The following is a 21,531-nucleotide window of genomic DNA, read 5'->3' as shown; positions in this document are numbered from 1 at the left end:
GCCCGTCACCCGAGGCGGCCGGGCTCCGGGTCGCCGGGGTCCCGGAGCATTCCCGAGGTCGCCAGGAGGTAGCCGAGCTGCGCCCGGCTGTTGCTCTCCAGCTGGGTGGAGACCTTCCGGATGTGCTCGGCGACGGTGCGCCGGCTCGTGCCCAGCCGTCGGGCGATCGAGTCGTCCGTCTCGCCGGAGACCACCGCGAGCAGGATGGCCCGCCGCATGTCCGTGGTCGCGGCCGTCGACCGGACGGGGGCGGTGTCGGGGGACACCGGCACCGACCGGGACCAGGCGTTGTCGAAGAACCGGGTCAGCAGCCGCACCAGCGCGGGATGCCGTACCTGGAGCGCCGCGGTGCGGCGCGTCTCGGAGACCGGGATGAAGGCCGTCTCCCGGTCGCAGATGATCATCCGCTCGAACACCTCGGCCAGCGTGCGCACCTCGGCCCCCGACTCGGTGATCTGCCCGATGTAGGCGATCGTCGCCGGGTGCGAGCGCACCGTGTGCTGGTAGATGGTCCGCTGCGACACCCCGCGTGCCAGCAGGCGCAGATCCCTGGGCAGCGCCTCCGCCAGCAGGTGGGCCGAGCGGCCCCCGCCCGGCTGCGCGGTCAGCAGTTCCTCCCGGCAGCCGTCCACCGCCGCCTCCAGCGTCCGGCTGATCAGCTCGCCGCCCGACAGCAGGGTCAGCGGAGGCTGCTCGTCGCGGCGCGCCTCCGTGTAGACGTCGGTGAAGTGGGAGAACAGCGCGTTCGCGGTCCGCAGCCGCAGCTGCCCTTCGTCGACCGTGGCCTGAAGGGGGCCGAGGATCAGGTGCGCCGCCGTCGTCGGCGGGACGACCATCGCCCGGTCGGGAGCGTCCGGCTCCTCGGTCGCCAGGTTCAGTTCCCACAGGCAGGCGGGCACCTGTTCGCGCGGCAAGGGCCCGGTGGAGAGCGCGCGGTAGACGTTCAGGGCACTGCTGCACGTACCGTCCGAGCTCGAAATGTCGCAGTTGCAGGCCAGGCTGGTGGTTTGTGCGCGGTTCACAACTATGCAGATTACACTTGCGCACTTCTCAAACCCTGGGAGGCGACCAGGCGCTGATCCAAGATTTCCTCAGGCCGAAAAACACCTTCGGCCCTTCCCGTGACATTGAGGAACATCATGCGCAACAACGTCAGCAGCCGCCGTTCCGCCCTCCGCGCCCTTTTCGCCACCACCTTCCTCGCCCTCACCCTCGCGGCCGGCACCGTCGCTCTGACCAGCGACGAGCAGCAGCACGCCGCGCAGGCGGACTCCGCTTGGGGCTCCGCGAAGCCCGTCGCCCCCGGCAAGTGAGCGGGGCTGGCAGCCGGCTTATCCGCCATGCTCCCGGACTCCCGCCGCGCCCACGACGATGACCTGATCTCATTCATCGCCGCCAGCCCTTCGCCCTATCACGCGGTCGCGGAATCGGCCCTCCGGCTGGAGGCGGCGGGCTTCTGCAAATTGTTCGAATCGGACGACTGGGCGGATGCGACCGGCGGTTGCTACGTCGTCCGCGACGCGGCACTCGTCGCCTGGTACGCGCATCCGGACACGCCCCCCGAGGCGCCCCTCGCCCTGATCGAGGCCCGGACCGACTCCCCGAACCTGCGGATCCACCCCGCACCCGACACCGCCGCCGCGGGCTGGCGCCGGATCGCCGTCACCCCCTACGCCGACTGCTCCCCGGAGCCCTGGTACGACCGGGATCTCGGAGTCTCCGGACGCCTCCTGCTGCGCGACGGCACCACCCGGCTCGCCTGCCTCGACGAACCGCTGCTCCGCCTGGCGGGCCCGCCCGCCGGACCGGCCGGCCACGGGACCGCCGCGGACCCGGGGCGCGCCCGCCGCCTCGCTCCCCTCTGGGGGCTGGGCGGCGCCGACCCCGGCGCCCTGCTCGCACGGGTCGCCGAGCAGAGCGGCACCGACTCCTACGAGGTCCTCGGCTGGGACCTCATGCTCCACGACGTCCAGGAGCCGGGTTTCCTCGGCGGGCGGAGCGAGTTCCTCGTCTCGGCCCGCCTGGACAACCTCCTCGCCCTGCACGCCGGACTCGCCGCGCTGACCGCCGCGGCGCACCACGTCTCCGGCGGCCGGGCGGGGCGTACGGCCGGCCCGGTGCCCGTACTGGTCGCCGCGGACGACGCCGGGCGCGGCGGTGGTGCGACCACCTCCGGATCCGGCGTCTTCGCGGCGCGCACCCTGCGCCGTGCGGCCGAGGCCCGGGGCGCGGGCAGCTCCCACTGGTACCGGTCCCTCGCGACCGGCTACCGGGTGCACACCGGACTGACCCCCGCCGTGCACCCCGACCTGCCCGACCGCCACGACCCCGGGCACCGGCCGCTGCCCAACGGGGGGCCGGTCATCACGCTGGACGGCCGCGACCCGCACGGTACGGGCGGGCGGGGCCTCGCCGCCTTCGCGGCCGCCTGCGAACGCGCGGGCGTGCCCTGGCAGACGTACGTCCCCGAAGAGACGGGGCCGTGCGCCCGCGGCCGTACGGCCACCCCCGGCAACGGCGCCGGGCCGGCCGGCGGGATCGGCCTGACCAGCATCGCGGCGGGCGTGGCGGCCCTGTCCGCGCACACGCCGCGCGAACTGTGCGGAGCGGGCGACGCCTGGCTGCTCGCCCGCACGCTCACCGCCTTCGCCACGGCGGCCGACGGCGCCTGACGCCGCCGGCCGGCACCTCACGCCGGTGCGGCCCTCCCCGGGCGGCACCGGCCCGCACCGCAGCGACACACCGCACCACCGGACCACCGCACCGCCACCGCCCGCGGGCGCCACCAAGAGAACGGGATGGGATGCAGACCATCGGCGAACCGACCCGCTTCGGCGAGTTGCTCCAGCAGTACCGCAAGAGGATCGGTTACACGCAGACCGAGCTCTCGGGCTTCTCCACCGTCAGCGTGCGGGCCATCCGCAACCTGGAGCTCGGCAAGGCCAAGACCCCGCGACGGGACACCGTCCGGCTCCTCGCCAACACCCTCCGGCTCGGCGGAGAACAGCGGGCCGCCCTGCTGCTCGCCGCCGGGCACGAGGCCGACGACGCCTCCTTCGACGCCCTGCCCGCCCTGCCGGCCGACGCGTTCCGGCCCCTGCACGGCCGTGCGGCCGAGGTCGGACGGCTCGTGGAACGGCTGCGCGCCGAACCGCGCGCCCGCGCCTTCGTCACCGGCCTCGGCGGGGTCGGGAAGTCCCGGATCGCCCTGGCCGCGGCGCGGATCCTGCACACCGAGGACCGGATGCCCGTCCTGTGGATCCCGCTGGCCGTCGGCGAGCACGCCGACGGGCCCGGCGGCGCCGTGGGCGGACACCTGCCCGCCGCCGTCAGCGCCGGCCTCCTCAACGGGGCCTCCGGCACCGCCGAGGTGGTCCGGCTGATCGGCGACCGGCCCGTCCTCCTCGTCCTCGACGGCGACGACACCGGCCGGGTCCCGCCCGGCTCCGTGGCGACGCTGCTGGAGAACTGCCGCAACCTGCGCGTCGTCGAGACCACCCGGCGTCCGCGCGGCGGCCCCCGGGACCTCTGCCTCCCGCTGCTCCCCCTGCCGCTGCCCGGACCCGTCCGGGCGGACCTCGCCCCGGACGAGGCCGCCGCGGCCGCGGGCCCGGCGCTGGCCGTCCTCCTCGACCGGGCGGCCGAACTGCGCGCCGACGTCGGCTCCGGCCCGCAGGACCTCGCCCACCTGCTGGAGATCTGCGCCCACCTCGACGGGGTCCCGCGCGCCCTGGAGTCCGCCGCGCACTGGCTCCAGCTGTCGACCCCCGCCGAGCTGGTCCGGACCGCGCGCACCGAACCCCACGTCGTGGCCACGCCGCCGGCCGCCGCGGACCCGTCCGCCGGGTGGGTCCACGAGGCGACCCGGCACGCCGCCGAGGCCCTGTCGCCGGCCCACCGGGCCCTGCTGCACCGCCTCGCGGCCCGTGACCGGCCGTGGACCATGGAGGAACTCGCCACCGGAACCGGCACCGGAACCGGGGCGGGCACGGGGCTCGGCGAAGCCGCCGCGGCCGTACACGCCCTGCTGCACAGCGGCCTGGTCCGGCGCCGTGCCTCCGCCCGGACGATCGCCTTCGGCGTCCTGCACCTCGTACGGGGCTGCCTGCCGCCCCCCGAAGCCGCCGCCCCGCGGACGGTTCCGCGGCAGCCGGTCCGGTCGCAGACGGCTCGGCCGCAGACCGGGCCGCTGCCGGCGGGACCGCGCCAGACCGCCCCGCCGCGTCAGCCCGCCCCGCCGCAGACCGGCGGCCCCGCCGCACCGGCCGGCACCGGCCGTACCCGACCGCCCCTCGACCAGGAGCAGCAGCATGCCCGCACCGACCCCTCCCGCCCCGCCCACGGAGTCCGGCCCGGCCGTCCGGCCCACCGGGCAGCCTGAGCCGGGGCGCTGGACGGTCCGGCTCCGTCCCGCCCGCCACACGGCCGCCGCCCGCGTCGTCGCCTTCGCGCACTCCGGATCCGGCCCCAACGCCCTGCTGCCGCTGTTGCGCCGCCTCCACCCCGACGCCGAGGTGCTCGGCGTCACCCTGCCCGGCCGGGAACGCCGCTTTACCGAGAGCTGCGCCGGGCTGCCGGATGACATCGACGGCGCCCTGGCCGCCGTCCTGGCCGAACTGTCGGCCGAATCCCCGCTGCCCACCGTCTACTTCGGGCACAGCATGGGCGCGGCCTTCGCGGCCGCCCTGGTCCTCGCGGAGCCGGGCCTCTGCCACAAGCTCGTCCTCAGCGGGCATCCCCGCCTCGAGTCCCGGGCCGGCCGGGCGGCGGACTGGACCGAGGAGGACCTCCTCGACGTCGTCCGGCTCGGCGGAGGCACCCCCGAGGAGTTCCTCGCCGACCCGGTCATCCGTGACCATCTGCTGCACCTGCTGCGCTGCGACCTCACCCTCGGCCGCCGGCTGGCCGAACGCAACGCGGGCCGGCCGCTCCCCGTCCCGCCCACGGTGCTCGGCGGACTCCACGACGAACTGGTGCCCCCCGCCGAACTCGACCGGTGGGCCGAACGCGGCCCGCTGCGCCGCAGGCTCTTCCCCGGCGGCCACTTCTACCTCCTCGACGAGGCGAACCTGGACGAGGTGGCCGCCGAGATCACCGCGGGCCTCCTGGGGTAGCGGCCGGGCCCGCACAAGCGCCCACCCGCGCGCCCTTTCGCAGGCGCCCACCCGCGCACCCCCGCCCACCCGCGCACCCCCGCACACCGCCGGCACCCACGACCCGGCACCGGCACCCGCACCCACGACCCGGCACCGGCGTCCTTACCGGCGTCCGCGCGCCCGAAGAGATAGAGACAGCCCGTCCCATGAACCGTTCCACCCTGACCGCCGCCTTCGCGGCCGCCGCCGCGGCGAACCCCGACGCGCTCGCCGTCGAGACCGCCGGCGGGAGCTGCACCTACGCGCGCCTCGACGCCTGGTCCGACGCCGTCGGTGCCCGCCTGCGCGCCGACGGGGTCCGTCGTGGCGACCACGTCGCCCTGCGCACCGCGCCCGGCGCGGGCGCGCTCGCGGCGATGCTCGGCATCCTCAAGGCGGGCGCCGCGTACGTCCCCCTCGACGTCCGCAACCCGCCCGCCCGCAACGCCTTCATCCTCGCCGACAGCCGTGCGACGGCCTTCGTCGGCGACCCGGGCGACGGCCCGGGCGACGGCCCGCGGGCCGCCGGGATCCCCCTCCTGGCGGACGCCGAACTCGACGCCCTCGCCGCCCCGGACCCCGCCACGCCGACCGCAGTCCCGGATGCCGCCGCCACGCCCGGCCCCCAGGACACCGCCTACGTGATCTACACCTCCGGCACCACCGGCCGGCCCAAGGGCGTTCCCGTCCGGCACGAGAGCGTGGCCGCGCTCTTCGACGCCGCGGCCGCCCTGTTCGACTTCACCTCCGACGACCGCTGGCTGCTCTTCCACTCCCTGGGCTTCGACTTCTCGGTGTGGGAGATCTGGGGCGCCCTCACCACCGGCGCCACCCTCGTCGTGCCCGAGCCCGGCGCCACCCGTTCCCCGTACGACACACTGCGCGCGGTCGCCGAGCACGGGGTCAGCGTCCTCAACCAGACCCCCACCGCCTTCGCCGGGTTCGCCGCCGCGGCCCTCGAGGACGGCCACCCCCTGCCCGCCCTGCGCCACGTCGTGTTCGGCGGCGAGAGGCTCGATCCCGCCTCCCTGCGCGCCTGGGCCCAGCGGTACGGCGTCACCGGCCCGCGGCTGGTCAACATGTACGGCATCACCGAGACGACCGTGCACGCCACCTTCCATGCCCTCACCGAAGCCGACCTCGACGGCGCCGAGTCACCGATCGGCCTGCCGCTGCCCTCCTTCACCGCCCGCGTGGTCGCCGGGGACGGCGAGGAGGCCGCCGACGGGGAGGAGGGCGAACTCTGGCTCGCCGGCCCCCAGGTCACGGCCGGCTACCTGGACCGCCCCGAGCTCGACGCCGAACGCTTCGCACCGCTCCCCGGCCCCGGTGACGCTGTCCCGCGGCGGCACTACCGGTCCGGCGACCTGGTGGCCCGCCGCCCCGACGGGGTCCTGGTCTACCGGGGCCGGGCCGACCTCCAGGTCAAGCTGCGCGGCCACCGCGTCGAGCTCGGCGACGTCGAGTCCGCGGTCCGTTCCCATCCCGGAGTCGCGGACGCCGTGGTGTGGCCGCGGACCCACGGCCCGGGCGACGAACGGCTCGTCTGCGCCTGGACCCCCGCCGCGGCCGCCCCCGCGGCCACCCCCGGGCACGCGGCGACGGCGGCCGCCCTGCGCGCCCACGTCGGCGCGCTGCTCCCCGCGTACATGCACCCCGCCGAGTACCGGCCGCTGGCCGAGCTGCCGCGCACCGTCAACGGCAAGACCGACCGGGCGGCCGTCGCCACGGCCTGGGAGGGCCTCCCGGCGCCGGCGGCCGTGGTCCGTACGCCCGCCCCTACCGCGCGCGCACCGCTCGGGGGGCAGCCCGCCGCAGCGGTGGCCGTCCTCGGACACGGCTGGTTCGGCTGAGGGACCGAGGTCCTCCGGCGCCGGAAACGCGCGGCCGACAACTGCCGCCGTTGTGCCCGCCATTGTGCCCGCACCGCCGGCCCGGCCCCTCGTAGCGTGAACACGGCGGGCAATACGCCGCCTCGCGCACCCCTGGAGGGGCATTGATAGCCACCCGAACGTACGACCTGATCGCCGGCGACCGGTTCCTGGAACTCGACGGATTCCACCCGGAATTCTCGACCACGGTCAAGCTGGAAGGGCTCAACCCGGCCGGATCGATCAAGATAAAGGCCGCCCGGGAAATGATCGAGCGGGCCGAGGAACAGGGCCTCATCACCCAGGGCCGCCACCTCATCGAATCCACGTCCGGAAACCTCGGGGTGGCGCTGGCGTCGATCTGCGCGGCCAAGGGCTACCCGATCACCCTGGTCACCGACCCCAACGCCAACGCCCGCACCGTACGGTTCATCCGGGCGCTCGGCGCCCGGGTCGTCACCGTCACCAACCGCGACAGCGCCGGCGGCTACCTGCGCAGCCGCATCGCCTACATCCACGGGCGGCTCGCCGCGGACCACGACCTGATCTGGCTCAACCAGTACGCGAACCCGGCCAACGCGGCCGCCCACAGCCGCCACACGGTCACCGAGATCCTCGACGGGTTCGGCGTCCCGGACTGGCTGTTCATCGGCACCGGAACCTCGGGCACCCTCATGGGCTGCGTCCGCCGGCTGCGCGAACTGGGCCTGCCCACCCGGGTCGTGGCCGTGGACGCGGTCGGCTCCGTCACCTTCGGCGACGTGCCCGGACCGCGCTGGATCCCCGGCATCGGGGCCAGCCGCGTCCCGGAGATCTTCCACGACGACGCCAGCTTCCAGAAGGTGCTCGTCGACGAGGTCGACACCATCCGGATGTGCCGCCGCATCGCCGGCCGGCACGGCCTGCTGCTCGGCGGCTCCTCCGGCAGCGCCCTGGCCGCGGTCCACGCCCTGCGCGACCGGATCCCGTCCGGAGCCCGCGTCCTGGCCCTCTCCCCGGACATGGGTGAGGGCTACCTCGACACCGTCTACAGCGACGAGTGGGTGGCCGAGCGGTTCGGCCGCGGGGCCCTCGACGCGCCGGCCGAGACGGCCGCCGTCGACCACCTGTTGCCCCTGTGAAAGGAAAAGCTCCGTGCAGCTCGAATTCTCCGTACTCGGCGGCCGGGACATCGTCGACCTCCTCGAAGGCGGCGAAAAGGACATCGTCGACCGGGTACGGGAGGCATACCTGACCCACGAGTCCGGTGCGACCGTCAACCCCGACAGCTATTTCCTGCGCTTCCCCGACAAGCCGGATTCCCGCATCATCGCCCTTCCCGCCTACCTCGGCGGGGACAGTGGTGTCGCCGGCATCAAATGGATCGCCAGTTTCCCGAAGAACACGGAGGCCGGAATACCGCGGGCCTCCGCCGTACTCGTCCTCAACGACTACGCCACCGGATATCCCTTCGCGGTGCTGGAATCCGCCGGAATCAGCGCCGCCCGCACCGCCGCCTCCGCGGCCCTGGCGGCCACCACGCTCGCCGCGCGCCCGCCGGCCACCGTCGGCGTGCTGGGCGGCGGCGTCATCGCCCGCACCGTCTGCCGCTACCTCCACACCACCGGCACCCCGCTCACCGAGGTCCGCTGCCACGACCTCGACGAGGCGTCCGCGACGGCCCTCAGCGGCCACCTCGCCGACTCCTACGGGGCCGACGCCCGCCCGGCCACCGCCGCCGAGGCCCTGGACTGCGACCTCGTCGTCCTCGCCACCACCGCGCCCCGCCCGTACGTCCGCGCCGACCGGGCCTTCCGCGCGGACCAGCTGATCCTCAACATCTCCCTGCGCGACCTCGCCCCCGAGATCCTGCTCGGCGCCAACAACGTCTTCGACGACGTCGAGCACTGCATGAAGGCCGACACCTCCCCCCACCTGGCCGAACAGCTCACCGGGGGCCGCGCGTTCGTGACCGGCACCCTGGCCCAGGTCATCGAGGGCACGGTGCGTCCCGACCCGTCCCGGCCCACCGTCTTCTCACCGTTCGGCCTGGGCGTCCTCGACCTGGCCGTCGGCCACCACCTGTACGAGCGGGCCCGCGCCGAGGGCCGTCTGGTGACCATCCCGGACTTCTTCGGCGAGACCCGCCGCTGGTGACCGGGCGGCCGCCCGCGCCCGGCACCTGGCGGCCGCCCGGCACCGGCCCGGCCGCCGGTGAATCCGCCGGTCGATCCGCCGGTCGATCCGCCGGTCGATCCGCCGGTCCAACTGCCGGTGAGCTGCCCGGCCTTGTGCCGCACCGCCGCCGCATCCCCGACCTAACGTCGAGACCACACCCCACAGGAAACGATCGGTACTGATGACCATGGCTGCTGCAGATGTGACGCCGTCCGGAGCCGACGACGGCACGCCGTCCGGGTTCCCCGTAGCGGGCTCCTGCCCGCTGTCCGGGGACTGCGCGACAGTGCGCCGGTCCCTGCCCCTGCCGGCCGCCCTCTCCGGGGCCCTGGCCGGCCGGACCGCCGAGCACCTGCTCGCCGCCTCGCTGCTGCTGGGCCGCAAGTACGCCGACGCCACCGGTTTCCGGGCCGGGGTCCGCCGCGCCGCCCGGTCCGGCGCCACGGCCGTGCTGACCGCGCGGATGCCTTCCGGCCTCACCGCCGCCGCGCACCTGGAGGCGGTCGCCGGACACCTCGCCGACCCGGCCGGCGCCGCCTGGGACGCCGGGACGGAGGGCGTGGAGGACGGGGAGGGAGCGGACGGGGCGGCCGCGGCCCGCCCGATGCTGATCTGCGTCCTGGAGGAGGGGCCGGCCGCGCCGGGGGAGGGGACGGCCGTGCCCGACGCCCTCACCGTGTCGGCCGAGCACACCCCCGACGGGGTCGTCCTGCACGCCGCCACGCACGGGCACCTGCTCGACGGTCCGGCCGCCGAGCGCGCCCTCGGCCACCTCGGCCGGCTCCTGGAGGGCCTGACCGGTGCCCCCGAGGCGGTCATCGGCTCCCTGCCGCTGGTCACCGAGGCCGAGCGGGCCCGGCTGCACGCGCTGCGGGGCACCCGCACCGACTACCCCCGCGACGCCTCCGTCCACGAGCTGTTCGCGGCCCGGGCCGCCCAACGCCCCGGCCACCCGGCCGTGATCCACGAGGGCGGCGCCACCCTCACCTACCGGGAGCTGGCCGACCGCGCGGAGGCCCTCGCGGCCGTCCTGTACGCCCGCGGCGCCCGCCGGGGCAGCCGGGTCGCGCTCCTGCTGGAGAAGACCGATCGCCTGGTGGTCGCCGTCCTCGCCTGCCTGCGGATCGGCGCCGCCTACGTCCCCCTCACCCCCGGCCTGCCGGACCTCCGGCGCGACTTCCTCCTCGCCGACAGCGGCGCCTGCCTGCTGCTGACCGAGGAACCGCAGGCCACGGCCCCCGTTCCGGTCGTGGACCTCACCCGGCCGCAGGAGGCCGCCCCCGGCCCGCCCGCTCAGGCCGCCGGCCCGCTCGACACCGCGTACGTCATGTACACCTCCGGCACCACCGGTACTCCCAAGGGCGTCCTGGTCAACCACCGGGCCGTCGTACGGCTGGTCACCGGCACCGACTACGTCGACCTGTCCGCCGACACCGTCGTCCTGCAGACCGGGGCCGTCGCCTTCGACGCCACCACCTTCGAGTTCTGGGGCGCCCTCCTCAACGGCGGCACCCTGGTCCTCGTACCGTCCTGGTCGGTGCTGGAGGCGACCGAGCTGCGCGCGGCCGTCGACCGCCACGGCGTCAACACCCTCTGGCTCACCTCCGCCCTGTTCAACCAGCTCGTCGACCAGGACCCCGCGCTGCTCGCGGGCTGCCAGGTCCTCGTCGGCGGCGAGGCGCTCTCGCCGCGCCACGTCGCCGCCGCCCTGGCCGCCGCCCCCACCGCCACCTACGTCAACGGGTACGGGCCGACCGAGAACACCACCTTCTCCGTCACCCACCGCATCACCGGCCCCCACACCGACCGGGTGCCGATCGGCCGGCCGATCGCCAACTCCACCGCCTACGTGCTGGACCGCGACGGACACCCGCAGCCCGTGGGCGTCGCCGGCGAGCTGCACGTCGGCGGCGACGGCCTCAGCGACGGCTACCTGGGCCGGCCCGAGCTCGACGCCCGGGCCTTCACCACGGGCGGCACCGGCACGCCCGAACGGCTCTACCGCACCGGGGACACGGCCCGCTGGACCGAGGACGGGCTGATCGAGTACCTCGGCCGGGCCGACGACCAGGTCAAGATCCGCGGCTACCGCGTCGAGCTCGGTGAGATCGAGAGCCGGATCACCGCCCTGCCCGAGGTGCGCGAGGCCGTCGTGCTGCTGCGGCCCCGACCCGACGGCGCGCCCGTCCTGTGCGCCTACGTCACCGCCGACTCCCGGCTCGACCTCGGGTCCCTGCACGCGGCGCTCTCCCGCGAACTGCCCGAGCACATGGTTCCGTCGGGCTTCTGGCAGGTCGACGCGATCCCCCTGACCCGCAACCACAAGGCGGACCGGGCGGCGCTGGCCGCCCTGGAACCCGCAGCCACCGCCGCCGCGCCCGCCTCCGCCGCCACGCCCGCCTCCGATGCCGCGACCGGTTCCCCGGCCGGGCCGGCGACCCCGGGCGAGGCCGCCGACCCGTTCGTGACGGCCGTCGCGGCGGTGTTCGCCGACGTGCTGGGCGTTCCCGAAGTCGGCCCGGAGGACGACTTCTTCGCCCTCGGCGGGCACTCGCTGCTGGCCATCCGGGTGTGGAGCCGCATCCGTTCCGACCTCGGCGTCGAGTTCGAACTCCGGCAGGTCCTCGACACCCCGACCGTCGCCGGACTCGCCGCGAGCCTGCGCCGCGACGCACCGGCCGACCCCGGAGCGGCCCGCCCCCGCCTGGTCCGCCGTTCCGCCTGAGCGCGGGCCCCGCCCGGCCCCCGACGGCCGGCCCCACACGTCGCACGACAGGCGCCACCCGCACGGCACGAACCACCCGCACGACACGCACCACCCCCCGACCCGTTCCCGGCGCGCGAAGCGCCGTACACCCGACCGCACGCCGACCCGTTCGGCGGCTCCGAGGATTCAGAGGTTCCCGGCATGAGCAATGACCCCCGTGCCACGGCGGCGAGCGTGTTCCCGCTGTCGTTCGCCCAGCAACGGCTCTGGTTCTTCAACCGGCTGGAGGGCCCCAGCGCCACGTACAACGTGCCGATCGTCGCCCGGATCGGCGGCGACCTCGACGTCCCCGCCCTGCGCCTCGCCCTCGCCGACGTGGTCGAGCGCCACGAGGTCCTGCGCACCGTCTTCGTCGAGCGCGACGGCGAGCCCTTCCAGCAGGTCCTGCCCACCGTCGGGGTACCCCTTCCGCTGACGGTCACCGAGGTCCCCGCCGACCGCCTGGACGCCGCCCTGCGCGCCGAGGCCGAGCTGCCCTTCGACCTGGACGAGGGCCCCTGCGTCCGGGCGACGCTCCTGCGGACCGCCCCCGACCGGCACGTCCTCGCCCTGGTCCTGCACCACATCGCCTGCGACGGCTGGTCCGTGGACCCGCTGCTGCGCGATCTCGGCAGCGCCTACGAGGCCCGCTCCGGCGGCCGCGCACCCGCCTGGGAACCGCTGCCGGTCCAGTACACCGACTACACCCTCTGGCAGCGCGACCTGCTCGGAGCCGCCGCCGAGCCCGACAGCCTGGCCGGCCGGCAGCTCGCCTACTGGCGCCAGGCCCTGGCCGACCTGCCCGAGGAACTCCCCCTTCCCTTCGACCGGCCCCGCCCCCAGACGGGCACCTTCCGCGGCCACGAGGCGGACTTCGCCTTCTCTCCCCGGGTGCACGCGGAACTCCTGGAGATCGCCCGGCAGACCCGCACCACGCTGTTCATGGTGGTCCAGGCCGCCGTCGCCGCCCTGCTGACCCGCCTCGGCGCCGGCACCGACATCCCCCTCGGCATCTCCATCGCGGGCCGCACCGACCAGGCTCTCGACGACCTCGTCGGCCTGTTCATCAACACCCAGGTCCTGCGCACCGACACCTCCGGCGACCCCACCTTCCGCGAGCTCGTCGACCGGGTCCGCGAGACCAGCCTCGACGCCTACTCCCGCCAGGACCTGCCGTTCGACCGGCTCGTCGAAGAACTCAACCCGGTCCGCCACCGCGCCCGCCACCCGCTGTTCCAGGTCGGCCTGGAACTCCACAGCCGTGGACGCGAGATCAGCCTGGGCGGCCTGGACACCAGCGTCGAGTTCATGAAGATGTCGGTGGCCAAGTTCGACCTCTCCGTGGTGCTGCGCGACCGCACCGCCGCCGACGGCACCCCGCTCGGCATCGACGGCACCCTGGAGTACGCCACCGACCTCTTCGACCCGGGCACCGCCACCGCCCTCACCGAGCGGCTGGTGCGCTTCCTGGAAGCCGCCGTCGCCGACCCCGACGCCCCGATCGGCGCCGCCGGCATCATCACCCCCGCCGAGCTGGACCTGATCGCCGAGTGGAACTCCACCACCCGCGAACTGCCCGACGGCACCATCGGCGACCTCTTCGCGCACCGCGCCGCCCTCACCCCCGACACGACCGCCCTCGTCGCGGGCGCGCGGGAGCTGACCTACGCCGAACTGAACACCTGGGTCAACCGCCTGGCCCACCACCTCATCGAGCGGGGCGTCACCGCCGACTCGGTGGTCGCCGTCGCCATGCCCCGCACCGCGGAGGCGGTCGTCGCCTGGCTGGCGGTCGCGAAGTCCGGCGGCGTCTACACCCCGGTCGATCCGCAGAACCCGGCCGAGCGGATCCGCCAGGTCCTCGCCGACGCCCGCCCGGCCGTCCTCGTCACCACCGAGGAGACCGCCGCCGCCCTCGGCCCCGCCGCCGGCCTGCCCCCGCTGGTCACCGAGCACCGCCAGGCGTCCGCCCCCGAACACGACGTGACCGACGCGTGCCGCCCCGTACCCCTGCTGCCCGACCACGCCGCGTACGTCATCTACACCTCCGGCTCCACCGGCCTGCCCAAGGGCGTCACCGTCCCGCACCGGGCCCTGACCAACCTGTGGGCCTACCACGCCGACACCACCTTCCCGCCGCCGGCCGGCCCCGCCGACCGGGTACGGGTCGCCCTGTCCGCCTCCCTGGCCTTCGACACCTCCTGGGAAGGCGTCCTCGCCATGGTCGCCGGCCATGAGCTGCACCTCCTCGACGAGCCGACCCGCCGCGACCCGCGCCTCCTCGTCGACTACGTCACCGGCCGCGGCATCGGGCAGCTCGACGTCACCCCGAGCTTCGCCGCGCAACTCCTCGCCGAAGGCGTCCTGGACGGGGACCGCGCGCCGCGCACCCTCATGCTGGGCGGCGAGGCGGTCGGCGAGACCCTCTGGAACGACCTGCGCAAGGCCCCCCGCACCACCGTCTACAACTACTACGGCCCCAGCGAGTTCTGCGTCGAGGCCTCCGGCTGCGCCCTGCCCGAGTATCCGGCGGCCACCATCGGCCGGCCCGTGTACAACACCGCGGTCCACATCCTCGACGAGCACCTCAACCCGGTGCCGCCGGGCGTGCTGGGCGAGATCTACCTGGCCGGCGCCAACCTGGGCCGCGGCTACCTGGGCCGGGCCGCCCAGACCGCCGGCCGGTTCGTCGCCAACCCGTTCGGCGCGCCGGGGGAGCGGATGTACCGCAGCGGCGACCTGGGGCGCTGGACCACCGACGGTTACCTGATCTTCGCCGGCCGGTCCGACGACCAGGTCAAACTGCGCGGCATCCGTATCGAGCTGGGTGAGATCCAGACCGCCGTCGCCTCGCACGCCGGCGTCGCGGACGCGGCCGTCCTCGTCCGCGAGGACACCCCGGGCGACAAGCGCCTCGTCGCCTACCTCGTCCCGGCCAAGGGCGCCACCGTCGACCTGTCCGAACTCCGGACGGCGCTCGGCACCCGGCTGCCCGAGTACATGCTCCCCTCGGCGTTCGTCACGCTGGACGCGCTGCCGCTGACCCGCAACGCCAAGCTGGACCGCCGGGCGCTGCCCGTACCGGACTACGGCTCCCGGTCCGCGGGGCGGGCCCCGGTCACCGAGCGCGAGAAGCAGGTCGCCGCGCTCTTCGCGGAGATCCTCAAGATCGGGACGGTGTCGCTGGACGACAACTTCTTCGAGCTCGGCGGACATTCGCTGCTGGCGACCCGGCTGGTCAACCGCATCCGCACCGTCCTGGGAGTCGAGGTCAACCTCATGAAGCTGTTCGGCAGCCCGACCGTGGCCGGCGTCGTCGCCAGCCTCGCCGACGAGGCGCCGGCCTCCGCCGCCGCCTCCCGGCCGCAGCTGGTGCGCCGGGGCGTCTGACCCCCGCCCCACCGGCCCCCGATCCCACGTCCGGGGGCGCGCCGCGCCGCCCGCCGCGCCCCCGTGACCCGCCCCAGGAGACAGCACGCCATGACCCCCGAGATCGACGACCACTTCGCCCTGCTGAAGGCCGTACACGGCTCCGACTCCCTCGCCCGCGTCGAGGAGATGCTGGAGCCCAAGCTCCGCCGGGACCAGCGCCACCCGCTCCAGCAGGCCGCCAAATGGGTGCTCCCCGGCATCCCGCAGGTGCCCTGGCACGACCCGTACGCCTACCCCGAGCTGCGGCCCCTGGTCTCCGCCCTGGAGGCCGACCACGCGCAGATCAAGGCGGAGCAGCGGCTCGCCTGGGAGCAGCGCCGTTCCGAGTTCTCCGACTACGAGCACTACCTCGTACGCCAGCGCGACTGGCAGGCCCTCTACCTCTACCGGGACGGCGCCCTCAACACCGCGGCCGAGTCACCGGCGCCCACCGCGTACAAGGTGCTCAAGGAACACGCCGTCGACACCGGGCTGATCTGCCCGCTCCTGGAGTCCCACTTCTCCACCCTGCTGCCGGGAGCCTCCATCAAGCCGCACTGCGACCTGTGGAACTTCAGCATCAACCTCCACCTGGCCATCGACATCCCCCAGGGCGCCGCGATCCGTGTCGCCGGGGAGACCAGGGAGTGGGAGGAGGGCAAGTGCCTGCTCTTCGACTACTCCTTCGAGCACGAGGCGTGGAACGGCGGCGACCGCGCCCGCACCTGCCTGCTGGCCGACCTGTGGCACCCGGACACCACCCTCCCGGAGCGGGCCGCGCTGACCATGCTGATGAACGAGATCCAGAAGATGATGGCCGGCTGACGCTCCCGGGTCTCCCGGGTCTCCCGGGTCCTCCGGGGCCTCCGGGTTCCTCCCGGGGCTCCGCCGGGTTCCCCGGCCTCCGCCCGCTCCGCCCGCTCCGCCGGGTTCCCCGGCCGGGAACCCGCGGGCCCCCGTACTCCCCACCCCTCCCGCGCGCCCCGCCGCGCCCGCCCCCAAGAGGTCACGTTGCCCGCCGCCACCGCCGTCAAGAGCGCCCTCGACCACATCGACCTCGCCGACCCGCAGGTGTTCACCGACCCCGGTCACCACCGGGTCTTCCGCTACCTGCGCGACCACGCTCCGCTGCACTGGAACCCCGAGGGCACGGAGCCCGGCTTCTGGTCGGTCACCCGGTACGAGGACTGCCTCGCCGTCCAGAAGGACGGGGCCACCTTCAGCTCGGCCGGCACCAACACCCTCGGCGCCCAGCGCTGGACCGGCGACCAGGGCTCCGGGCGGATGCTCACGCACGTCGACGGCCCCCGCCACACCGAACTCCGGCAGCTGGTGAACCGCTCGTTCACCCCGCGGGGCATCGGGCGGCTGGAGCCGTACATCCGGGGCGTCGTCACCGAGTCCCTCGACGAGGCCCTCCAGCACGGCGAGGTCGACTTCGCCGACACCGTCGCCCTGCTGCCCGTCGCCTCCATCGCCGCGCTCCTCGGCGTGCCCCAGGAGGACTGGACCCTGCTGCTGAGCCTGACCACCGCCGCCTTCGGCTCCGCCGACCAGGACATCCAGCTCTCACCGAGCGCCCGCGCCGCCGCGGCCGCCGCGCACGCCCAGCTCCTCCTGTACTGCCAGGACCTGATGGACCAGCGGCGGCTGGCGCCGCGCGACGACATCGTGACGCGCCTGGTCGAGGCCCAGCGGACCGGCACGCTCACGGAGGAGGACGCGATGCTCTTCTTCGACCTGCTCCTCCTCGGCGGCAACGAGACCACCCGGCACGGCGCCGTCGGCGCCCTGCTCGCCCTCATGGACCACCCGGACCAGTGGCGCGTGCTGCGCGCCGACCGGAACCTGCTGACACCGGCCGTCGGGGAGGTGCTCCGCTACGTCTCCCCGAGCAAGCACGTGCTGCGCCGGGCCGAGCGGGACGTGGAGCTCCACGGGCAGACCATCAGGGCCGGCCAGGACGTGGCCGTCTGGCACTTCTCCGCCAACCGCGACGGCCGGGCCTTCGCCGACCCCGACGTCTTCGACATCACGCGCGAGAGCGGCCTCCCGCACCTGGCCCTCGGCTCCGGACCGCACTACTGCATCGGCGCCGCCCTCGCCTCGCTGGAGCTGCGGATCTTCCTCGACGAGCTGTGCAACCGCGTCGGCTCCGCCGAACTGCTCGCGGAACCGGTCCGGCTGGCCTCCACCGTCATCAGCGGCTTCAAGCAGGCCCGCGTACGCCTCCTGCCGGTCTGAGACCCGCCGCCCGGCCCCCGGCCCCCGGCCCCCCGACCCGATCCGATCCGAGAACAGGTGAACCCACCGATGCACGAGACCTCCCTGGCCCCGGCGCCAGCCGCCGAACCCACCCGGGCGTTCTCCGCGGAACCCGCCACCACGCCCGCGGCGCAGGACGCCGGGCCCGCGTCCGGGCCGGAGCGCCCCTCGCTGTGGCGCAGCCGCAACTTCCTGCTGCTCTGGACCGGTCAGACGGTCGGCGAGCTGGGCGCGCAGATCTCCGCGGTCGCCGTCCCGCTGCTCGCCGCGACCGTCCTCCAGGCGACCGTCTTCCAGATATCCCTGCTCACCTTCCTGGCCTGGCTGCCCTACCTGCTCTTCTCGCTCCCCGCCGGGGTGATCGCCGACCGGGTCGACCAGCGCAGGCTGATGATCTGGTGCGACCTCGGGCGGATGGCCCTCATGGGCTCGCTGCCGGTCGTCGCCGTCGTCTCCGACCTCCGCCTGTGGCACCTGTACACCGCGGTCGGGCTGACCGGTGTGCTGACCGTCCTGTTCAATGTCGCCTACAAGAGCAAGCTGCCCCGCATGGTCGAGGCGCACCAGCTCGTCGACGGCAACGCCAAGCTCTCCATGAGCAAGGACTTCGCCGAACTCATCGGCCCCACCCTCAGCGGCGTCCTGATCGGGCTGATCGGCGCCACCCGCACCTTCCTCGGCAACGGCCTCGCCTTCCTGATCAGCGCCGTCACCCTGTTCCTCATCAAGGAACCCGCCGGCTCCGGGCCGGTGGAGGAGAAGGACGCCGACCGCGCGCCGCTGCGCGTGCAGATGACGGAGGGCCTCGCCTTCATCCGCGAGCAGCCCATCCTCCGCAAGATCCTCGCCTGCACCACCACCTCCAACTTCTTCGTCATGGCGGCCGGTTCCATCGAGGTCACCTTCATGGTCCGGGAACTCCACGCCCCGTCCTGGATGGTCGGCCTGGTGTTCAGCGTCAGCGCGATCGGCGGACTGACCGTCGGTGCCCTCACCCAGCGCATCTCCCGGCGCGTGGGCACGGCCCGGATCATCTGGGTCTCCATGGCCGTTCCCGGCCCGCTGTACCTGCTGATGCCGCTGGCCCAGCCGGGCTGGGGCGTGCTCCTGTACGGCCTCGGCCTCGCCGCGTTCTCCGCCAACGCCGTGCTCTACAACGTCGCCGCGACCTCGTACCAGCAGTCGATCACCCCCACCCGCCTGCTGGGCCGGGTCAACGCCTCGTTCCTGTGGATCTGTTACGGAGCCATCCCGCTCGGCGCCCTCACCGGCGGCCTGCTGGCGAGCCTGCTCGGACTGCGCACCGCGCTGCTGATCTGTGTGCTCGGCACCTGGAGCGCCGCCCTCTTCGTGTACTTCTCGCCGCTGCGCTCCCTGCGGGACATGCCGGAGACCGCGCCCGGGAACCGGGGCTGAGCGGGCCGTGTCCGGCCACCCCGCCGCCGCCCTGTACGGCAGGGAACGGGAGACGGAGCAGCTGTACGCGGCCCTGACCGAGGGCGGGGCGCGCACCGTGGAGGTCACGGGGTTCGCCGGCGTCGGCAAGACCGCGCTGGCCCGGGCGGTGGCCCGCCGGGTGCGCCGGGAGACCGGTCTGCCCGTCCACTGGCCCGCCGCCCGGCAGCCGGCGGGATCCGCGGACCGCGCACCGGGCGCCGGTGACGGCAACGGCCCCGGTGACGGCAACCGCCCCGGTTCCGGCTTCGGTCCCGGCCCTGGCTTCGGCCCCGGCCCCGGGCCGGGTTTTGAGGGCCGCGGGGGGCGGCCCGTCCTGATCGTCCTCGACGGTCCGGAGGCCACCCGTCCGGCGGCGGGGGCGGAACCGGGGGAGAGCGGTCCGCGGGCCGCCGCCGAACGCTGGCCCCGGGCCCGGATCCTGGTCACCGGCCGCGCCCCCGGCCGCTCCCGTACCGACCACCGCCTCGCTCTCGCCCCCCTCGCCCCGGCCGCCTCCGACGACACCGATCCGGCCTACGAGCTGTTGCTGGCAGCCGTGTGCCGGATCGATCCGTCCGGCCCCGCCGACCCCGGCGACGCGCACCGCATCGCCGAGATCGCCCACCTGCTCGACGGCCTCCCCCGCTCCCTGGAGGCCGCCGCCCACTGGTTCCCCCTCGCCCGCCCCGCCGAGCTGCTGGCCGCCGCGCGCGCCCAGCCGCTGCTGCTCACCAGCCCGCCCTGGCTCGGCGGCGGCCGGCCCGACTGCGTCGAGGCCGCCGTCCGGGCGGTCGCGCTCCTGCCCCCGGCCCAGGCCGGGCTGCTGACGTGGGCCGCCGGCCGGGACCGGCCGTGGACGTCCCGCGAGGCAGCCGGCGCCGCCCGTCGGGGGTCCCGCGCGCTGTCCCGCTGGGAAGCGGCCGGAGCCGTACGGGACCTGCTCGCCCGCGGTCTCGTGCGCCGCTCGGGCCCGGGCCATCTACGGCTCCTCACCGCGGTATCGGCGGCCCTATCGGAATTCCCGTAATGCTAACTGCCGCACATGTGCCTCCCTTCGTGCCGCATTTCCTCTTTCTTCGGCGCCTATTGTTTTCCATGAAAGCAATTGAGCGGTAAATGAGAGGGAGAAATCGATATGGCGAACCCGTTCGACGATGAGAGCGGCACGTTCCTGGTGCTGGTGAACGGCGACAACCAGCACTCGCTGTGGCCCGCCCGCCACGCCGTTCCGGCCGGCTGGGACGAGGCGCTGTCCGCCACCACCCGCCAGAGCTGCGTGAACTACATCGAGCGGCACTGGACCGACCTGCGTCCCGCCCGCGTGGTCGCGCACGCCGCGGGCGTCCGCGCCTGAGCCTCCCGGCCATTACAGCTATTCCAGCCATTCCAGCCATGGTGACCATTCGTGAAACAGGAGACACGGCCTTGTCCGAGACGACCCTAGAAGCACCGGTGTCGCCCCAGATCATATTCGAACGCTCGCGCACCACCGCGCGCGATCAAAGAGTGTTCATTGGCAAACTGGGTGTCGTAATGGCGCTGGGTGCGGCCGGTATCGCGCTGGTCCTCGCCGGCCACCCGCTGACCCTGGTCGCCGGCATCCTCCTGCTCGGCGCCCTCTACACCCACATGGTGGAACTCCAGCACCAGTGCCTGCACCACTCGGCCTTCGTCAAGGGCCCGCCGCACCGCGTCGTCGGCGTCCTGCTCGGCCTGCCCATGCTGGTCTCCTACAGCCACTACCGGGTCCGGCACCTCCAGCACCACCGCTTCCTGGGCACCGACCAGGACACCGAGTTCTTCGGCTTCGACACCCGCCAGCCCCTCACCTTCGGCCTGATGGCCCGCGGCATGTTCGACTACCTCCGGCTCGGCGGAGTCGCCCGCGACGTCTACCGCAGCTGGCGCGGCACCTGGCAGTACGACGCCGGGAAGATCTCCGACAAGATGCGCGCCGACACCGTCGGCGAGCACCGGCTGATGGGCGCCACCGCCCTGGCCGCCGTGGCCCTCTCGGCGGCGGGCTTCGGCGAGTACGTCCTGACCCTGTGGCTGCTGCCGATGCTCCTGGTGTCCACCCCGCTGCACTTCCTGGTCGAGCTCCCCGAACACATCCGCTGCGACAACGACACCACCGACGTCCTGCGCAACACCCGCTCCATCAGCGGCAGCTGGTTCAGCACCTGGTACACCAACGGCAACAACCTGCACGTGGAGCACCACGCCGCCATGACCGTGCCGATCAACCGGCTGCACGAGCGCCACGAGGAAGTGCTCCGGTTCGCCAAGCACACCGACCGCAGCTACTGGAGCTTCTACGGCGGCGTCGTCCGCGAGGTCATGGCGAGTGCCCGCCGCTCGACCGCGGCCCGGACGGGATCCCGGTGACCACCGCCCCCGCCCCCGTACGCGCCCCCCCCCCCCCCCCCCCCCCCCCCCCCCCCCCCGGGGCGGGGCCCCCGCCCGCCCCCGCGCGGGCCCCCGGCGGGGGGCCGGCCCCGGGCGGGCG

15 protein-coding genes and 1 pseudogene are annotated in these 21,531 nt (G+C 74.5%); 15 read left to right on the top strand and 1 reads right to left on the bottom strand.

What is annotated here, in order from left to right:
• Positions 1-5: 5 nt before the first annotated feature.
• The gene (locus ABT106_RS03350) at positions 6-1,022 is read right to left on the bottom strand and encodes a LuxR C-terminal-related transcriptional regulator (RefSeq protein ID WP_351271562.1); all 1,017 of its coding nucleotides are present in this window, start codon (positions 1,020-1,022) and stop codon (positions 6-8) included.
• A 117-nt stretch (positions 1,023-1,139) separates the two neighbouring features.
• On the opposite strand from ABT106_RS03350, the gene ABT106_RS03345 reads away from it, so the two are divergent.
• From ABT106_RS03345 to ABT106_RS03275, 15 genes and pseudogenes are all read left to right on the top strand, one after another.
• Positions 1,140-1,313, top strand: coding sequence for a hypothetical protein (locus ABT106_RS03345; protein ID WP_351271559.1), 174 nt, complete (start codon positions 1,140-1,142; stop codon positions 1,311-1,313).
• 27 nt (positions 1,314-1,340) lie between these two features.
• The gene (locus ABT106_RS03340) at positions 1,341-2,672 is read left to right on the top strand and encodes a zinc-binding metallopeptidase family protein (protein ID WP_351271557.1); all 1,332 of its coding nucleotides are present in this window, start codon (positions 1,341-1,343) and stop codon (positions 2,670-2,672) included.
• 131 nt (positions 2,673-2,803) lie between these two features.
• On the top strand, positions 2,804-4,381 hold the full coding sequence (locus ABT106_RS03335) for a helix-turn-helix domain-containing protein (RefSeq protein WP_351271555.1): 1,578 nt from the start codon (positions 2,804-2,806) through the stop codon (positions 4,379-4,381).
• Positions 4,311-5,114, top strand: a complete 804-nt coding sequence (locus ABT106_RS03330; RefSeq protein ID WP_351271552.1) for a thioesterase II family protein — start codon at positions 4,311-4,313, stop codon at positions 5,112-5,114. The genes ABT106_RS03335 and ABT106_RS03330 overlap by 71 nt, the downstream gene beginning before the upstream one ends.
• A gap of 188 nt (positions 5,115-5,302) precedes the next feature.
• A complete protein-coding gene (locus tag ABT106_RS03325; RefSeq protein WP_351271549.1) occupies positions 5,303-6,988 on the top strand; it encodes an amino acid adenylation domain-containing protein in 1,686 nt (561 codons plus the stop codon).
• A gap of 143 nt (positions 6,989-7,131) precedes the next feature.
• The gene (sbnA, locus tag ABT106_RS03320; protein WP_351271546.1) at positions 7,132-8,127 is read left to right on the top strand and encodes a 2,3-diaminopropionate biosynthesis protein SbnA; all 996 of its coding nucleotides are present in this window, start codon (positions 7,132-7,134) and stop codon (positions 8,125-8,127) included.
• A 13-nt stretch (positions 8,128-8,140) separates the two neighbouring features.
• A complete protein-coding gene (gene sbnB, locus ABT106_RS03315; RefSeq protein WP_351271543.1) occupies positions 8,141-9,142 on the top strand; it encodes a 2,3-diaminopropionate biosynthesis protein SbnB in 1,002 nt (333 codons plus the stop codon).
• A 208-nt stretch (positions 9,143-9,350) separates the two neighbouring features.
• The gene (locus ABT106_RS03310) at positions 9,351-11,888 is read left to right on the top strand and encodes an amino acid adenylation domain-containing protein (RefSeq protein WP_351271541.1); all 2,538 of its coding nucleotides are present in this window, start codon (positions 9,351-9,353) and stop codon (positions 11,886-11,888) included.
• Between the two features lie 219 nt (positions 11,889-12,107).
• Positions 12,108-15,299, top strand: a pseudogene (locus tag ABT106_RS03305) (non-ribosomal peptide synthetase); the annotation flags it as partial.
• Positions 15,300-15,389: 90 nt separating this feature from the next.
• Positions 15,390-16,145, top strand: coding sequence for an aspartyl/asparaginyl beta-hydroxylase domain-containing protein (locus ABT106_RS03300; RefSeq protein ID WP_351271535.1), 756 nt, complete (start codon positions 15,390-15,392; stop codon positions 16,143-16,145).
• A 186-nt stretch (positions 16,146-16,331) separates the two neighbouring features.
• Positions 16,332-17,564 (top strand): cytochrome P450, encoded by a 1,233-nt coding sequence (locus tag ABT106_RS03295; RefSeq protein ID WP_351271532.1) that lies wholly within the window; start codon positions 16,332-16,334, stop codon positions 17,562-17,564.
• Between the two features lie 69 nt (positions 17,565-17,633).
• Positions 17,634-19,001, top strand: coding sequence for an MFS transporter (locus ABT106_RS03290; RefSeq protein WP_351271529.1), 1,368 nt, complete (start codon positions 17,634-17,636; stop codon positions 18,999-19,001).
• Between the two features lie 7 nt (positions 19,002-19,008).
• Complete coding sequence (locus tag ABT106_RS03285) at positions 19,009-20,049, top strand: AAA family ATPase (RefSeq protein ID WP_351271526.1); 1,041 nt, start codon at positions 19,009-19,011, stop codon at positions 20,047-20,049.
• Positions 20,050-20,157: 108 nt separating this feature from the next.
• Complete coding sequence (locus tag ABT106_RS03280) at positions 20,158-20,376, top strand: MbtH family protein (protein WP_351271523.1); 219 nt, start codon at positions 20,158-20,160, stop codon at positions 20,374-20,376.
• 179 nt (positions 20,377-20,555) lie between these two features.
• Positions 20,556-21,410 (top strand): fatty acid desaturase family protein, encoded by an 855-nt coding sequence (locus tag ABT106_RS03275; RefSeq protein ID WP_351271520.1) that lies wholly within the window; start codon positions 20,556-20,558, stop codon positions 21,408-21,410.
• Positions 21,411-21,531 lie beyond the last annotated feature (121 nt).

The organism is Streptomyces sp. NPDC002044 (genome assembly GCF_040296725.1).
Lineage (GTDB): Bacteria > Actinomycetota > Actinomycetes > Streptomycetales > Streptomycetaceae > Streptomyces > Streptomyces antarcticus.
Note: the sequence above shows the minus strand (reverse complement) of the source record. Positions and strands in the feature narration are given on the sequence as shown.

Coding starts and splice junctions, on each gene's coding strand:
- ABT106_RS03325 (WP_351271549.1), top strand. CDS start 5,303: ATGAACCGTTCCACCCTGACCGCCGCCTTCGCGGCCGCCGCCGCGGCG.
- ABT106_RS03310 (WP_351271541.1), top strand. CDS start 9,351: ATGGCTGCTGCAGATGTGACGCCGTCCGGAGCCGACGACGGCACGCCG.
- ABT106_RS03300 (WP_351271535.1), top strand. CDS start 15,390: ATGACCCCCGAGATCGACGACCACTTCGCCCTGCTGAAGGCCGTACAC.
- ABT106_RS03280 (WP_351271523.1), top strand. CDS start 20,158: ATGGCGAACCCGTTCGACGATGAGAGCGGCACGTTCCTGGTGCTGGTG.
- ABT106_RS03340 (WP_351271557.1), top strand. CDS start 1,341: ATGCTCCCGGACTCCCGCCGCGCCCACGACGATGACCTGATCTCATTC.
- ABT106_RS03275 (WP_351271520.1), top strand. CDS start 20,556: ATGGCGCTGGGTGCGGCCGGTATCGCGCTGGTCCTCGCCGGCCACCCG.
- ABT106_RS03330 (WP_351271552.1), top strand. CDS start 4,311: ATGCCCGCACCGACCCCTCCCGCCCCGCCCACGGAGTCCGGCCCGGCC.
- ABT106_RS03290 (WP_351271529.1), top strand. CDS start 17,634: ATGCACGAGACCTCCCTGGCCCCGGCGCCAGCCGCCGAACCCACCCGG.
- ABT106_RS03345 (WP_351271559.1), top strand. CDS start 1,140: ATGCGCAACAACGTCAGCAGCCGCCGTTCCGCCCTCCGCGCCCTTTTC.
- ABT106_RS03335 (WP_351271555.1), top strand. CDS start 2,804: ATGCAGACCATCGGCGAACCGACCCGCTTCGGCGAGTTGCTCCAGCAG.